The sequence below is a fragment of the Pseudomonas sp. GW821-FHT01D09 genome (genome assembly GCF_059422465.1).
Genome location: NZ_JBWKWY010000017.1, coordinates 54,083 through 68,278, shown reverse-complemented (window position 1 = coordinate 68,278; position 14,196 = coordinate 54,083). Strand labels below are relative to the sequence as shown.

Sequence of the window (14,196 nt, the reverse complement as noted above, 5' to 3'; positions counted from 1 at the left end):
ACAACTCTTACTATTTACTATCTACTTACTGATAACGACACCTTGGATTCACAATAATGAAACGGCGTAACAATGGAGCCACAACAATATGTCGAGCGCCTTTGAAACAGACATAGGGCTTATTGAGTGCCCGGTTATCGAGAATACTATTCATAACACGGCAACAAAAAATGTCGACATTTTATTACTAGGCGAGACGGGCACCGGAAAGGATACCTTGGCGCAACGTGTTCATCACTTATCCAATCGAAAAGGAAAATTCGTCCCCATCAACTGTGCCGCGATCCCGGAAACGCTAGCAGAGAGCCAACTGTTCGGCGTCAACAGTGGGGCCTATACCGGAGCCACACAGTCACGAGCAGGCTTTATCGAAGCTGCCCACCTGGGCACTTTATACTTGGACGAAATAGACAGCATGCCACTCACGCTGCAAGCCAAATTGCTCCGTGTGCTGGAGTCACGAGGCGTTGAGCGCCTGGGTTCTACCCGCTTCATACCGCTAGATATACGCATTATCGCCTCTGCCCAGCATTCACTGCGTGAAAGAGTGGAGCAAGGTGCGTTCAGGCGGGATCTGTATTTCCGCTTGAATATTGTCAATATCAGCCTCCCGGCCCTGCGAAATCAACGCGAACGTATCATCCCGCTGTTCTTGCACCTGGTCCGCCAGGAGGCAGAGAGTTTTAACCGTCCGGTGCCGCTAGCTCCCAATGTGTTGCTGCAACAACTGCTGTGCCATCCGTGGCTGGGCAATATCCGTGAGCTGCGCTCGACAGCCAAACGTTTTGTGTTGGATTTGCCACCACTCGCTGAGCCGTTAGTTGAGTGCCCGGAGACAGGAATGGGACTTAAGGAACGACTGCAGCAAATTGAGAAACTTCTGATTGAAGAGTCACTACGCCGCCATGACTGTAACGTAGATTTCGCCGCCCTGGATTTAGGTGTTGCCAAGCGCACGCTTTATTACCGAATGAAGCAACTGGCCATATCACTGGCCTGACACCCTAAACCGGGTACGACACATGGAAATATTTTGATATGCGTTATACAGACACAAAGGGAACCACTTCAAGAGCGGCAACCACACACTTTATAGCCAGAGAATGTTGGGGTACGAAACAGCTAACGCGTCAAACCCTTGCTTTCTGGCCAGCTGCACAATTTTTAAAAATCAAAAACTGGAGATTTACTTATGGTCAGTGGCGTAAGTGGCGTAGATGCAAACAGCTTTAACGCGAGCAAAGCTGCACTCGATGACGCGATGAGAGCGGAACAGCTCCAGGCAAAAGAAGACCACCTTCAAAGTGCAAAAGATCTGAACGACTCCAAGCGAGACACGTACAAAAAATCGTCCATTCAAGCTCGTCAGTAATAAAACTTACCTCTCCGATTTATCAATCGGAGAGGTTTACTTACGCTGAGTGAAACAGCACCCCCACCACTATTCCTAATCCCACAAACTTAAAAAATAGGTTCTATATGCAAATAGAGGAAATGGAGAGTTTTTCATCAATGCATAGAGGTTTCAGCGTTTCTAACGTAACCCATGATTCTTCAACCTCCAAAGCAGATATTGATTTTTTCACCTCGACCCTTGAACACTCAAAATCCCCGATACACGTAACGGCCACGGCAAGCGGCCCAAGCGTGTTGATCGAAGCATCAAACCAACTTATCAAAGCAACAGATCGTATTTCCAGAAGTTTGAGATCGATAAGCAGGAATGCCGACAAAGATGAATTGGCCAAATTCCCGAACCAGCTTTCCAGCTCATTATTCCTATCACAAATTATGGTAAAAAGCCTTGGCAAGACTACTCAATGCATCGACAAAATCTGTAATTTGCAGTAGCCCATAATGAATCACTTCTTGCCCATAGCATTACTTCTATCGCTTGTATTAATGCTGAACGGTTGTAGCGACCGCGTCGAACTCCATCGCCAACTATCCGAGCAAGAGGCCAATGAAGTTATTGCGGAGCTGGCAGACAAACGTATTCGAGCGCAAAAAGTGCCCGCAAAAGATGGCGTTGTCGTTATTGTCGATGCAAACGATATTGGCCGTGCCGTACGCACGCTAGACGCTGCCGGCCTGCCTCGAACAGCCCGGACCACTCTAGGCGAGACGTTTCGTAAAGAAGGTGTTATCTCAACGCCATTAGAAGAACGTGCCCGCTACATCTATGCCTTATCCCAGGAGCTTGAGGCCACCCTGTCTAAAATAGATGGTGTGATTGTCGCGCGCGTACACGTTGTATTGCCCGAGCGCATCGCGCCGGGAGAGCCCATCCAGCCCGCATCGGCCTCAGTATTTATCAAGCACGATCCGCGCCTCGATCCCGACAACATCCGTACACGCGTGCGTCGACTGGTCGCGAGCAGTATTCCTGGCATGACCACTGCGGAAGAAAACCCGCAAAAACTCACCGTGATATTTGTACCGGCCGCAGCGTATCAAGAGCAACAACGCCTGGTCTATTTTGGGCCGTTTCTGGTGCCTGGGGAGGATCTAAGGTTTTGGCACTTGAGCGTTTCATTCTCGTTACTGGGCCTGATACTGACGGTGGGCACCCTGCTGTTCTTGCGCCTGCGCCGACAACGGCAACAAACGCTAGCCCCTAAGGAACCGGTCGCGCCTGCTCATGACACGTAGAGCCCCTCGTCCGATCAGTGATCATCTAGCTTGGGCACAATGGTGGGCGTTCCCCTGGAAACCCTCACATCAATCCTGGAGATCCGCAGAAAGGTTCCCTGCCATTGATGCGCTGGAGCGTATAGCAAGCCGGTTACCAAAGACCATTGCGGCCATTGCCCCGTGCCTGCCCCCTGCGCCCCAGCCCACGGAAGTACGGCTGGCACTGGCCTCAACCGAACAACTCAACTTGATGCTCGCACTGCTTCACACGACCTGCCGCCCCGAAGACGCAGCCCCGATAAGCAAAAGTCATCACCAGTGGTGTATTGGGCTTTCCAAGGCGCTGCCTCCTGACATGCTTTTACACAAAGATGATCCGTTGCAACTACTGCGTAGCTGGGTGAAACCCGATACATGGCAGCGTCTTCGACTGCGCTTTCCCTGTGAGCGGGTACTTGAAATGGAAAAAAACACCCTCTCCCTCGAACACGGCAACAGTCGACTCAACACCCTGTGGCAAGCCATTGTCTGGCGCGCCACCGCAACGCCCCACGCCCCCCCCCGGATCGCACGAACAAGGAGCATAACAATGCTGGCTCGACGCAAAATCAACCTGCTCGCAGACTCCCAAAGACAACCCCACCCCCTGATCCCACGCGAAACCCTTACCGATTATGCCCAGGCCCACCAGGTGCTGAGCCGTGCTCGAGCCCAGGCAAATGAAATGCTGAAGCTGGCGAAAGAGCAATCCAAGGCACACTTGCAAAAGCTCACTCTTGAGTTCTGGCTGCGCGCCGATGCCCAGCTAAGCCGCTGGAATAATGACCGTCAGCAGATGTATGACAACCTTGAAGAACACGCCACCTCAATCACCACCCAAGCCATTCGCCTATTGCTTGACGATACGCCAGACCCCAAACGCCTGGCCGCCATGATCAAGCAACTGCTGGCAAACCTGCCCCCCGCGATCAACGCGACTCTATTCTGCAACCCACATGAAATTGAAGATGCAAAACACTGCCTTGCCAGTCATAGCACCACGGCCTGGAATCTTCAGCCTGATGAAACGGTCAAGCCTCAAACGCTCGTACTTAAAACAGACGAGGGCGACTATCACATCAGCTGGAATTCAATGTGCGAAGCCATTTCAACCACAAGAGCCAGCCTCTGAAAGCAACATACTGTTACACACAACTCATTACATAAAGGAACCAGATAGCGAATTAACACCACAACAAGCGTACACAAGAGGAAAACTTATGAAATTTTTTAGCGACCTATCACGTCAACTTTTACACACAGGCAGCAAGGTACAAAGAGACCTAGATGCAAGTATTAAAGACGCAATAGAACTTGAGGGCGACGCTGAACAATTTTATAAATTATTAGAACATCTATTTTTCACCGACTTGGCTTTTCATGAGCAGGGTCGTGCAAACCATATGATGGTCAAGACAACTTTTGACAGCTTCCAATAAATTGAACGATCTCATTTCTCACTGGTTCAGTAGCCGTCAAGAACAACTCATCGTGTTTGAAGGCGACGATGAGATCAACCTGCGACGCCATGCGCACACGCTGCTACTGAGTGTGCAACTTACCCACAACCGACCTGAAAAATCACTCCTGACCGGCTGGATGCGGCTAGGAGGCGTGAGCCTGAATCACTTCCAGGGTGCGCTCAGCCAGGCACCAGGCACTGGCATGCTCTGGCTGGTTCAATGCCTGCACACCGGGTGCGCTGAAAAACAGTTGCTGGAGGGTATCGAGTCCCTACTGAACCAACGCGATACCTGGCGCGCCATTGTCGCGCGCCAGGCCAGGCCGCCTCAGAAACTCACTCCCACCTCGCTACGGTTGCTGCCGCACTAATCAGAGAACGCCCCATGAACAACAAGCACCACAAGCGCATTCGCTTGCGCGCCGTCTCGCCTGCTGATGCCCGCAAAAAAACCAATTGGCGCTGCCTGCTGGTACTGCCCTGGTTGCTTATGCCTCTACAAAATACGCTCGCCGCGATCCCCACCGAATGGAAGAACACTGCGTATGCCTATGAAGCCGAACATAAGCCGGTGCAAGAGGTACTGGAGGACTTCGCCCAGACCTTTGGCACGCAGTTGCAGATCGACGGCCTGCTGGAGGGCAACGTCAATGGCAAGATCCGCGCTAATACCCCGCAGTCGTTGCTCGACCGACTGGGGGTAGAGCATCGTTTCCAGTGGTACATGTACAACAACACGCTGTACATCAGCACCCTGGACCAACAGGAGTCCGCGCGCCTGGAGGTCTCCTCCGAAACCGTGGCTGACTTAAAGCAGGCCTTGACCGACATTGGCCTGCTCGATAGCCGTTTCGGCTGGGGAGAATTACCCGACGAGGGTGTGGTGCTGGTGTCGGGCCCCAAACGTTATATCGACCAGATCAAACAGTTCAGCAGCCAGCGTAAATCTCCCGATGAAAAACAGAGTGTGCTGACGTTCCCCCTGAAGTTCGCCAACGCGGCAGACCGCCCGATTGATTATCGTGGCGAAAAATTGACCATCCCCGGAGTAGCCAGCATGCTGCGAGGGTTGCTGGAGCCTCGGGACACCTCAGTGCTTTCGTCGATGACCTCGCGTCCCGCCTCGTCATCGCAACCCTCCCCTGTCACCCCCATCCTCCCCCGCCTGGGCAACCCGATGCTGGACCAGATGCTCGGCCCGGCGGCTCCCCTCGGGCAGATGAATCCAGGCATACCGCTCACCTCCAGGGCACCGGTTGCAAGAGGCCGGATCCGCGTCGAAGCGGATGTGCGTAACAACGCCGTATTGATCTATGACCTGCCGGAGCGCCAGGCCATGTACCGCGAGCTGATCGCCCAGCTCGATGTGGCACGCAAGCTGGTGGAGATCGACGCGATCATTCTCGATATCGAGCGCACGAAACTGCGTGAGTTCGGGGTCAACTGGGGTTTCCAGAACAGCCGCTTTCGTGGCGGGGTGAACATGGCGCCGGGCACCTCCGCACAGATGTCGATTGAAAACCGCGACCGCTTCTACGCCGATATCCGTGCCCTGGAGGCCAAGGGCCTGGCGACCATGGTGTCCAACCCTTCGGTGCTGACCCTGGAAAACCAGCCGGCGGTGATTGACTTCAACCGCACCCAGTACCTGACCGCTGGCGTCGAAAACGCAACCATCTTGCCCATCACCGTGGGCACCAGTTTCCAGGTGGTGCCACGGGTCATCACTTCGCGCGGCAGCCATCAGGTCCATCTGGCGGTAGATATTGAAGACGGCAACTTCGACGAGAGCAACCCCGAACGCATCGGCCCCGATGTACGCCGCGGCAAGGTCAGCACCCAGGCGGTGATGGCGGAAAAACGCTCGCTGGTGGTCGGCGGCTTCCATGTCAGCGAAAGCGCCGACAGACGCAACAAGGTGCCAGTGCTGGGCGATATCCCGCTACTGGGCAAGACGCTGTTCTCTTCCACCGAGCGCCAGAACAACCGCCGCGAACGCCTGTTTATCCTAACCCCGCGCGTGATCGGCGACCAGGCCGACCCGTCGCGCTATTTGCCCCAGGACGACCAGGTGGAACTGCAGGCCGCCCTCAAGCCCTTGGCCAGGCGCTATGCCGAGCATCAGCCGGTAATCAAGCGCAGCGATATCACCAGCGCCCTTGCGCACCTGGTCACCGGGCAAGTGCCCAATGCGTTCAAGGCCGAGCCCATGCCCCTGGGCCTGAACACCTTGTGCAGCACCCGTGACCTGCTGGCGCTCAATACCGAACGCAGCCAGTGGTACGCCGGCCCGCAGTTCAACGTGGCGGTGGTGGTGATGCGCAACCAGTTCAAGCGCAATGTGCGTATCGATGAGAACGAATGCAGCAACTCCCAGACCCTGGCCGTCAGCGTCTGGCCTCGGGCCTGGCTCAAGCCGGGTGAAGAGGCGGAGGTATTTATCGCCATGCGCCCGGTGCTCAAGGATGAACATATCGGTGTCTCCCGCCCCTCCCTGCTCACTCCAACCCGGAAGACTGCGCCATGAAACAGCGACTCGCCTGCATCACCCTTATCAGCCTGGCCCTGCTGATGGTGGGGTGTACACCGACCTGCCGGGGTGACTCGTGCTCCCGGCCACAATCGAGCGCCGGGAAAATGGTGGTGTGGTGGCCGCCGCAGATGCGTGTCGAACCCGGCCCATCGGGGGAGCGCGCGGATTACCAGACGATTTCCCTGGAGCGATGACGGCCATGGGGTTACACAGCGCAGGTTCGCGTGGCCAGGGGTTTCTGGAAGACCTGGTGAGCGGCCGTGCCGCTTACCACTCGCTGCACCCGGGCATTGGCCTGTACCGTTTGAATGCCGGGCCGCAACCCGGCCTGGCCCTGCAGATTGCGCCTGAGGCATTGCAGGCCGGCCAGTTGGAGCGGGTGCTGGAGCGGCGCTTTGAACACGCGACGGTGTTCGACGGGTGCTTTGTGTTCCTCGATGCCAACGGCAGCCTGGTGATCTGGCATGCCTTGGCGCCCAATGGCCGCTCACCCGATGACATCCTCAGCCGCCTGCTTTCCCTGGCCCGGCTCGAAACCCTGGATGTACACCGCGCGCCCTAGCGGCGCGCAAGCTCCGGTAACTCCAGGGTCTGGCGCTTGGCCTCATCATCCAGGGTGCGCAAGGTACGATAGATGATCGCAACCGCCTGCAAGGTCTCCCGGGGAATGGGCGCACCGAGCTTGCGCTCATACAGCATGCGCGCCAACCATACGCACTGGATCACCGGCACATCGGCGGCCTTGGCCCGCTCAATCAACTGGCGGGCCCGGGTGTCCGTACCTTTATCCACCAACATCGGCAGCGGGGTTTTACCCGGCCGGTAGTACAGCGCCACGGCAAAGTGCGTAGGGTTGACCACCAGCATGTCGGACTCTTCCAGCTTGGGCAGCTTGACCTTGGGTTCTTCCTGGGCGAGTTGGTAGGCCAGGGAGCGGCGCTGGCCCTTGACGTGGGGGTCGCCCTCCATGTCCTTGTACTCCTTGACCACCTCCACCTGGGTCATGCGCATGCGCTTGGCAAAGAAGTATTTCTGCATGGCCAGGTCGATCAGCGCGAGCACCAGCAACAGCCCCAGGCAGGCATGCAGCAAGTGGCGGAACAAGGTAATCAGCGCCACGATATAGCTCTGCAGATCGCTGGTGGCCAGGTTGATCAACACCTGCAAAGAGGGGGTGATGACCACATACAGGATCACCGAGAGCAGCAATGCCTTGCCCAGCCCCATCAACAGGTTGATCACCGACTGGGCGGAAAACATCTGCTTGAGCTGGTTCAGTGGATTGAGGCGATTGAAATCCGGTTTCAGGCTTTCCGGGGCAAACAGGAAGCCGAACTGCATCCAACTGCTGATCAGTTTCGTCGCGATCGCCACCGCGCACATCAACAGGCCAAACGAGAAAAAAACCACCAGGCCATCCATCAACACTTCTTCCAGGGCGCGAACAAACGGTTGGCCCATGCGCGAAAACGGCAACGCCATCAACTGCTGGAAGCGCTGCATGCTGGTTTCGGCGGTGAGCAAGGCAATCTCGCTGATCGCGGTGAGCACCAGCAACTTGGGCACATCCTGGCTTTGTGCAACCTGGCCTTTCTTGCGTTGGTCCTTGAGCTTCTTGGGGGTTGCCGCGTGTTTTTTCTCGCCGGAATCGCTCATGGCCCGCCCCCAAACATGTGGCCCAGCGAGTGCTTGAGGTCTAACAGCAAGCCCATGCGCCCGGCGATCAGATCCGATAACAGGGGAAAGTACAGGATTAAAAAGGCCAAGCCTGCCAGGCTCTTGGCCGGCATGGCCAGGGTCGATACCTGCAGCTGCGGGCTGTAGAGCCCCAGCAAGGCAAAGCCGAACTCCAGCAGCAACAGCACCGCGATAAACGGCGCCGCGTAGAGCATCATGTGCACGAAGGTATCGCCGAGCAGCCCCAGGAACACACTGAAGCCGTTGACGGCGAGCAGTGGCACCCAGGCCGTGGGTGGCCAGATCAGATAGCTGTCCCAGATCACCTGTGTCAACGCCCCCAGCCCGAGGGTCGTGATCAACAGAAAAATCGCCAACTGCTTGAACAGATGCCCGACCGGTGTCGCATCCGGTCCCAGCGAGGGGTTGAGCTGCCCGCCGGCCAGGGCGCCGCGCTGGTTGTCAAGCAACGCACCGACCGACTCGACCATCCAGAACGGCATGAACAGCAAAACGCCCAGCAACAGGCCCAGGACCGATTCCTTGAGAACCAGCCCGGCAAGCAGCAGCGCAGAGTAATCCTTGCCCATCAACGCGGCGTGAATGCCGGGCGCGGGGAACAAGGCCACCACCATCACAATCGTGTGCCGGGTCATCCCCCGCACATGCTGGAAACAAAACGCCGGCACCAGGAACATGCACGGGTAGATGCGCGCCATACTGATCAACAGGCTGGGCAAAAACTCAAGGTAAAGGAGCAAAGGTTGTTCCTCAGTTCAGTGCCGAGCGGGCAATCATGTCAAAGGTCATATTGATCAGTTGAATCAACTCCACGCCAATCCAGCGCCCCGTCAATATCAGGGTGATGCCGACGGCCACCAGCTTGATCCCAAAGGGCAGCGTCTGGTCCTGTATCTGCATCAGGGCCTGCACCAGGGATGTCATCACCCCAACGATCACCGCGACGATCAGCGGTGGTGCCGAGAGCACCACCACCAGCAGCATGCCTTGCTTGAACAGTACGATCGGTTCCATAGGCCCCTCACAGATAAGAAAGGAACAGGCTGTCGAGCAACCGCGACCACCCGGAAACCAATACGAACAGGAGCAATTTCAGGGGTAGGGAAATAGTCATCGGCGAGACCATCTGCATGCCCAAAGCCAGCAGCAGGTTGGAGACAATCAGGTCGATGACGATGAAGGGGATATAGATCAAAAAGCCGATTTCAAACCCCGCCTGCAATTGCGAGATCACATAGGCCGGGATCAGCAATATGAAGTCGTCACGGTGGGCGTTTTGCGCCATCTCCGGCGGCCACATGCGTGCGGTGTTTTCCACCAGGTGGGTCAGGATGTCGGGGTCGGTGTTGCGGGTCATGAACAGGCGCAGCGGCTCGATGGCCACAAGCCCCGTTTCCTGCAGACGCTGCACATTGCTCAGGTCTACAGGGGACTGCTTGACGTTCTCGGCAATGGCGTAGCCCACCGGCGCCATGATGAACAGAGTCGCCGCCAGCGCGATACCGTTCAACGCCATACTCGGCGGTACTTGCTGCACGCCAATCGCGTTACGGGTAATCATCAGCACAATCACGATTTTCAGAAAGGACGTGCACACCACCAACAACATGGGCATCAACGACAATGCGCCGAGAAACAGCGCCAGGATAAGGGGGTCAATCCCCTGCAGCATCATCGTGCGAAAATCACACGGGACAACTGCAAACCCAGGCGCCCATCCACCTCCACCAACTGGCCCTGGCCAATCGGTCGGTCGCCGTAGTAAAGCCCTGCCATGCCCGGGGCGTAGCCCGCGATGCTCAGCACCGCGCCGGGGGCCAGGTTGCGCAGCTCCCCAAGGGTCAGGTTCAGAGTCCCGCAGCGCACATTCAAGGCCATGCTCAACTCATCGAAAGGCTCATGGCCAAAAACATCTACCACGGGTTCATCAGGATCATGCTCGTCATACCCTGAGTAATGTTGTGCTGAAAGATCCTCGTCCACAGACGTGTCCTCGATAGATATAAGTGTCAGGCACATAGGCCCCGATTCATCATCAATGCGCCCATGCACGCGATGCCTTCCAAGCCCCAGCCGACCATTGCCGTGCACATCGAAAAAGGCCTGTTCCAGCATCACCACATCCCCGGCACGCAGGCTGCGAACCTGGGTCAGGGGTAGCTGCAAGCGCCCCAACGTCACGGCAATCGCCAGTTGAAACGAGGCTGGCAAGGGCTGGGCTGTCGGTTGCCAGCGCCCCGCTTCACACAGCGCCAATAAACTCTCGGGAGCCAGCAACAGATACCCCACCACCCTGGAGGGCCCCAACGTCACCGTGAGCCGACAACCAAAATTCAGTTTTCCCGGAGATGGCCGTAGCCGCAGGTAACCAAAAAGAGCACTCACCTGAGGGCTCAAGTGGTGCTGGAACAGCTCCCAGAACCAGGAATCCGGATCATTGCCCGCCTCTGCCAGCGTCACCGGGCATTCCCCCAGCAGGCTGAACATCGGCCCCGGCTCGCTGAAGGCCAGCAGGCCGCAAGCACTGTCGAAGTAAAGGGGGGCAGCGCTTCTGGGCGCGCGCCCGGGTTCAAGCAGCAACTCCCCCTGCTGGTCCTGGACCGTAAACGCCATGCGCAAGCCACGCCCCAAACGAAGCCTCGCCGCCACCGTGCCGCTTTTGACCGATGGAATAACCAAGGTCGGCAGGATCATGCCGTACCCACATGCACCAGATGCACATTGACTGGCTGGCCCAACCCTTCGGCCAAACGCTCCTCACACCCCTGGCGCACGCCCCCCAGCCAACGGGCGGTCAGCTCCTGCTCCGCCGCCAACTCGATGCTCCAGGCCCCCTGTTCACGACGCACGCTGGCGTTGATCCGCCCCAGGCGTGGCAGATACAGCAACGCCTGCAAGGGCCATTGCACCCCTCCACGGATCTGGGGGAGCAACTGGCCGGTCATGGCTTCAATCATCAAGATATCGGCGGACGCCGCAGCGCCCATGGTCGCTGAGCCGTAACCGGCGCCCTCTTCGTTATCGCCAAGCAGATGAGTAAACAGCTGCCCCAGCTCCCTGGCCATGCCGCCCACCATCACCGGCTCCCTGTCGTCCCGAGGCTCACGCAGACGCGGGCGTTCGGGTTTGTTTGCTGGAACTTGCGTCATATTTCTTCCTGTATGTCTTCCTGAGCCAACAAAACGGACAACTCCTGAAGTTTCTCGACCTCCTTGAGGCATTGGCTCACCTGCTTCTGCGCACTGGCGACCTGCACCACCTGCTCTTCACGCCGACCATGCAGCTCATGCAACTGCCCTTCTTCACGCCGGGTCCCGGCGGACAAGGTGCGCTCCTGGGTTCCCCAGGCCTTGAGCTGGGACAGCGAGAGCACCTGCCCCTGGTGCTTCTCCAACAGCTCTGCGGTTTTCTGGATTTCCTCCAGGCGGGTCTGCTCAAGCGCTTGCTGCGCCTGCTGGATTTGCGCCAACAAGGCCTGCTGGTGCCGCTTGGCCTCACGCAACGCGCGCTCGGCCCGGTCGGCGCGATGCCTGCGCAAACGCCGCAAGGTGTCGAGTTCAGAAAGGGACATGGGTCGTCAGGCTCATCAATTGATCGAGGGTCATCGGCATCGATGCCGGCTCGCGCAAGTCCTGGCGCAGGAAGCCATCCACCGCCTGGCGGCTGTCCACGGCCAGGTCAGTCAGGGCATCGTTGCCGGGCTGATATTCCCCCAGCTTGAGCATCAGCTCGATCTGCTGGTACGCCGACAACAAGCGGCGCAATGCCGTCCCGGCCTGGATATGCGCGGGCTCGGCGACGTTGCTCAAAATCCGTGACAGGCTGGCCAGCACATCCACCGCCGGGTAGTGGCCGCGCTCGGCCAATTTGCGCGACAAGACGATATGGCCATCGAGCAGCGAGCGCACTTCATCGGCCACCGGATCGCTCATGGAGTCCTGTTCGATCAGCACCGTATAGATCGCCGTGATCACCCCCTCGCGGGTCAGCCCTGCGCGCTCCACCAGGCGCGGCAGCAAGCTGTACACCGACGGCGGCAGGCCGCCACGCCCCAGCGGTTCGCCGGCGGCCAGGCCGATCTCGCGCTGGGCCCGGGCAAAACGGGTCAGGGAGTCGATCAGCAGCAAGACCCGCTTGCCCTTGCGTCGGTAGCCTTCGGCCAATGCCGTCGCGGTGAAGGCCGCGCGAGCGCGCTCCATGCTCGAACGGTCGGATGTCGAACACACCAGCACCGCCTTGGCCCGCAGTTGCTCATCCAACTCGTGATCGAGAAACTCGCGTAACTCACGGCCCCGTTCGCCAATCAGGCCGAACACAATCACATCGCAGTCAACGTTACGGGCGATCTCCGCGAGCAAGGTGGTCTTGCCGCAACCGGCGCCCGCAAACAGGCCCACGCGCTGGCCTTCGCCCAGGGTCAGCAGGCCATCGATCGAGCGCACCCCGGTGGCCAATGCGCGGTTGATCCGCGGACGTTCGGTGGGCAGCGGCGCCTCGCACAACACCAGGCTGGTGTCCTGCGCGTGCGCCTCGACAAAGGCGCTGGCCCCCTCCCCCGTAATCGGGCGGCCAAAGCCGTCCAGCACCTGGCCCAGCAGGTCATCGCTGACCCGCACCCGATGCGCAACCCCCAACTGCTCGACACTGGCCCCCACGCGCACGCCTTCAAGGTTGCCCAGGGCACTGAGCACCGCATCCTGCTGATCGAAGCCGATAATTTCGGCCAGCATGTAGTCGCCCGTGGACTTTTCCACCTGGCACAAATCGCCGATCCGCGCGTCGGGCAAGCGGCATTGCAGCAACATGCCGTTGACCCGCTGGATCCGCCCACGCACCGAGACCGGCGCGAAATTGGCCAGCGCCTGTGCCCGGTTTTGCTGCCAGGCTTGCAGGCGTGCCTGCAACTCGGCGCTCACCAGCGCACCTCATAACGCTGTACGCCGTCGAACACCACCTTGCTGTTATCGATCAACACCAGGCGCAAGCCATCCACTTCATCGCCGACAAACAACCGGCTGCCCTCGTCCAGGACCACATGGCCATTGGGCCCGCCGACGATCTGCAGGATCTTGAACGGCAGCTCGGCGCTGCGTTCCCTGACGCGACTGATCACCGGCACAGACGTCTCGAACTGCTCGCCAAAACGATTGAGCATGCGCGACACCAACCCCACGTCGTCCTGGGACACATCGCCATCAAGGGTCACCTGGCCATTGATCACCTGCAGGCGGACCCGATTGCCCAACTCACGCTCGTTGAGCATTTTCAGCAGTTGTTGGCGGACGTCGTAGGGTGAGTCCAGCGCGTTTTTTTGACTTTCCACTGGCATCAACGACGCCTGGGCCTCATGGTCGCCCGTGGTGGCCAGGCCCACCGCCGTGATGATCACGGCAATCACCAGTACCAGGCTGATCATGCGTTTCTGCTGCGACCCGGAGATCGAGGACAACATCAACGCCGGCCCCGCCTGGCCGGCCGGCCTGGGCGCCGGCGCAACGGCCGCGGACACCGGTGCCTGCGGCCAGGGCTGGTCGGCCAGGGTGACGCACAGGCGAACATTGCCAATCATAAAAGGCGTCCCCAGTGCCAGGTCGGCAATCTGCGCCAGAAGCCGACCGTCGCTGGCCCGCACCAGCCCTTCTTCGGCCTGTACCGACCAGCGCTGTTCAATAAAACGCAACAGCACATGACGCTCGGCAATACCTTCGTCATACAGCGAAAGATCCGCATCCGGGTGGGCCCCAATAAGCCACTGCCCGCCAAACAGCGGCAGCGCAGCCCCCAGGTGCAAACCATCAAGCACGCGCAACTCAAACATCACCAGGCCTCA

17 protein-coding genes are annotated in these 14,196 nt (G+C 58.4%); 8 read left to right on the top strand and 9 right to left on the bottom strand.

Features of this window, described 5'->3' with window-relative positions; translation table 11 throughout:
* Positions 1-88 precede the first annotated feature (88 nt).
* From AC07W7_RS16390 to AC07W7_RS16355, 8 genes are all read left to right on the top strand, one after another.
* Positions 89-1,000: a sigma 54-interacting transcriptional regulator gene (locus tag AC07W7_RS16390; protein WP_076962862.1), complete on the top strand. Its 912-nt coding sequence runs from the start codon at positions 89-91 to the stop codon at positions 998-1,000.
* Positions 1,001-1,857: 857 nt separating this feature from the next.
* Positions 1,858-2,652, top strand: coding sequence for a type III secretion system inner membrane ring lipoprotein SctJ (gene sctJ, locus AC07W7_RS16385; protein ID WP_099167954.1), 795 nt, complete (start codon positions 1,858-1,860; stop codon positions 2,650-2,652).
* A gap of 232 nt (positions 2,653-2,884) precedes the next feature.
* Entirely contained in the window at positions 2,885-3,805 is a 921-nt protein-coding gene (gene sctL / locus AC07W7_RS16380) for a type III secretion system stator protein SctL (RefSeq protein WP_495039725.1), read from the top strand.
* Positions 3,806-3,893: 88 nt separating this feature from the next.
* Complete coding sequence (locus tag AC07W7_RS16375; protein ID WP_076965172.1) at positions 3,894-4,112, top strand: hypothetical protein; 219 nt, start codon at positions 3,894-3,896, stop codon at positions 4,110-4,112.
* Complete coding sequence (locus AC07W7_RS16370; RefSeq protein ID WP_232243957.1) at positions 4,096-4,506, top strand: type III secretion protein; 411 nt, start codon at positions 4,096-4,098, stop codon at positions 4,504-4,506. The genes AC07W7_RS16375 and AC07W7_RS16370 overlap by 17 nt, the downstream gene beginning before the upstream one ends.
* A gap of 14 nt (positions 4,507-4,520) precedes the next feature.
* Entirely contained in the window at positions 4,521-6,662 is a 2,142-nt protein-coding gene (gene sctC / locus AC07W7_RS16365; protein ID WP_495039704.1) for a type III secretion system outer membrane ring subunit SctC, read from the top strand.
* The gene (gene hrpT / locus AC07W7_RS16360; protein ID WP_076965169.1) at positions 6,659-6,862 is read left to right on the top strand and encodes an HrpT family type III secretion system protein; all 204 of its coding nucleotides are present in this window, start codon (positions 6,659-6,661) and stop codon (positions 6,860-6,862) included. The genes sctC and hrpT overlap by 4 nt, the downstream gene beginning before the upstream one ends.
* A 5-nt stretch (positions 6,863-6,867) precedes the next feature.
* Positions 6,868-7,230, top strand: coding sequence for a transcriptional regulator (locus tag AC07W7_RS16355; RefSeq protein ID WP_169899000.1), 363 nt, complete (start codon positions 6,868-6,870; stop codon positions 7,228-7,230).
* On the opposite strand, the gene sctU is transcribed toward AC07W7_RS16355, so the two are convergent.
* Genes sctU through AC07W7_RS16310 form a run of 9 tightly spaced genes read right to left on the bottom strand, consistent with a single transcriptional unit; the run spans position 7,227 to position 14,184 of the window.
* The gene (sctU, locus tag AC07W7_RS16350) at positions 7,227-8,324 is read right to left on the bottom strand and encodes a type III secretion system export apparatus subunit SctU (protein WP_495039703.1); all 1,098 of its coding nucleotides are present in this window, start codon (positions 8,322-8,324) and stop codon (positions 7,227-7,229) included. The genes AC07W7_RS16355 and sctU overlap by 4 nt on opposite strands.
* Positions 8,321-9,106 (bottom strand): type III secretion system export apparatus subunit SctT, encoded by a 786-nt coding sequence (gene sctT / locus AC07W7_RS16345; RefSeq protein ID WP_076965166.1) that lies wholly within the window; start codon positions 9,104-9,106, stop codon positions 8,321-8,323. Before sctT ends, sctU begins: the two co-directional genes overlap by 4 nt.
* 10 nt (positions 9,107-9,116) lie before the next feature.
* On the bottom strand, positions 9,117-9,380 hold the full coding sequence (gene sctS, locus AC07W7_RS16340; RefSeq protein ID WP_032857802.1) for a type III secretion system export apparatus subunit SctS: 264 nt from the start codon (positions 9,378-9,380) through the stop codon (positions 9,117-9,119).
* A 7-nt stretch (positions 9,381-9,387) separates the two neighbouring features.
* Complete coding sequence (gene sctR, locus AC07W7_RS16335) at positions 9,388-10,041, bottom strand: type III secretion system export apparatus subunit SctR (RefSeq protein ID WP_076965165.1); 654 nt, start codon at positions 10,039-10,041, stop codon at positions 9,388-9,390.
* Positions 10,038-11,060 (bottom strand): FliM/FliN family flagellar motor switch protein, encoded by a 1,023-nt coding sequence (locus tag AC07W7_RS16330; RefSeq protein WP_076965164.1) that lies wholly within the window; start codon positions 11,058-11,060, stop codon positions 10,038-10,040. Before AC07W7_RS16330 ends, sctR begins: the two co-directional genes overlap by 4 nt.
* The gene (locus tag AC07W7_RS16325; RefSeq protein ID WP_090412805.1) at positions 11,057-11,515 is read right to left on the bottom strand and encodes a type III secretion system HrpP C-terminal domain-containing protein; all 459 of its coding nucleotides are present in this window, start codon (positions 11,513-11,515) and stop codon (positions 11,057-11,059) included. Before AC07W7_RS16325 ends, AC07W7_RS16330 begins: the two co-directional genes overlap by 4 nt.
* A complete protein-coding gene (gene sctO / locus AC07W7_RS16320) occupies positions 11,512-11,937 on the bottom strand; it encodes a type III secretion system stalk subunit SctO (RefSeq protein WP_169899011.1) in 426 nt (141 codons plus the stop codon). The genes AC07W7_RS16325 and sctO overlap by 4 nt, the downstream gene beginning before the upstream one ends.
* Positions 11,924-13,282 (bottom strand): FliI/YscN family ATPase, encoded by a 1,359-nt coding sequence (locus tag AC07W7_RS16315; protein WP_169899013.1) that lies wholly within the window; start codon positions 13,280-13,282, stop codon positions 11,924-11,926. The genes sctO and AC07W7_RS16315 overlap by 14 nt, the downstream gene beginning before the upstream one ends.
* A complete protein-coding gene (locus tag AC07W7_RS16310) occupies positions 13,279-14,184 on the bottom strand; it encodes an FHA domain-containing protein (RefSeq protein ID WP_495039702.1) in 906 nt (301 codons plus the stop codon). Before AC07W7_RS16310 ends, AC07W7_RS16315 begins: the two co-directional genes overlap by 4 nt.
* Positions 14,185-14,196 lie beyond the last annotated feature (12 nt).

Bases quoted from the DNA above. Each gene is read 5' to 3' on its own strand.
- AC07W7_RS16390 (WP_076962862.1), top strand. From the start codon at position 89: ATGTCGAGCGCCTTTGAAACAGACATAGGGCTTATTGAGTGCCCGGTT.
- sctL (WP_495039725.1), top strand. From the start codon at position 2,885: ATGCTCGCACTGCTTCACACGACCTGCCGCCCCGAAGACGCAGCCCCG.
- sctU (WP_495039703.1), bottom strand. From the start codon at position 8,324: ATGAGCGATTCCGGCGAGAAAAAACACGCGGCAACCCCCAAGAAGCTC.
- sctJ (WP_099167954.1), top strand. From the start codon at position 1,858: ATGAATCACTTCTTGCCCATAGCATTACTTCTATCGCTTGTATTAATG.
- AC07W7_RS16355 (WP_169899000.1), top strand. From the start codon at position 6,868: ATGGGGTTACACAGCGCAGGTTCGCGTGGCCAGGGGTTTCTGGAAGAC.
- hrpT (WP_076965169.1), top strand. From the start codon at position 6,659: ATGAAACAGCGACTCGCCTGCATCACCCTTATCAGCCTGGCCCTGCTG.
- sctS (WP_032857802.1), bottom strand. From the start codon at position 9,380: ATGGAACCGATCGTACTGTTCAAGCAAGGCATGCTGCTGGTGGTGGTG.
- AC07W7_RS16325 (WP_090412805.1), bottom strand. From the start codon at position 11,515: ATGACGCAAGTTCCAGCAAACAAACCCGAACGCCCGCGTCTGCGTGAG.
- sctR (WP_076965165.1), bottom strand. From the start codon at position 10,041: ATGATGCTGCAGGGGATTGACCCCCTTATCCTGGCGCTGTTTCTCGGC.
- AC07W7_RS16330 (WP_076965164.1), bottom strand. From the start codon at position 11,060: ATGATCCTGCCGACCTTGGTTATTCCATCGGTCAAAAGCGGCACGGTG.
- sctO (WP_169899011.1), bottom strand. From the start codon at position 11,937: ATGTCCCTTTCTGAACTCGACACCTTGCGGCGTTTGCGCAGGCATCGC.
- AC07W7_RS16310 (WP_495039702.1), bottom strand. From the start codon at position 14,184: ATGTTTGAGTTGCGCGTGCTTGATGGTTTGCACCTGGGGGCTGCGCTG.
- AC07W7_RS16375 (WP_076965172.1), top strand. From the start codon at position 3,894: ATGAAATTTTTTAGCGACCTATCACGTCAACTTTTACACACAGGCAGC.
- sctC (WP_495039704.1), top strand. From the start codon at position 4,521: ATGAACAACAAGCACCACAAGCGCATTCGCTTGCGCGCCGTCTCGCCT.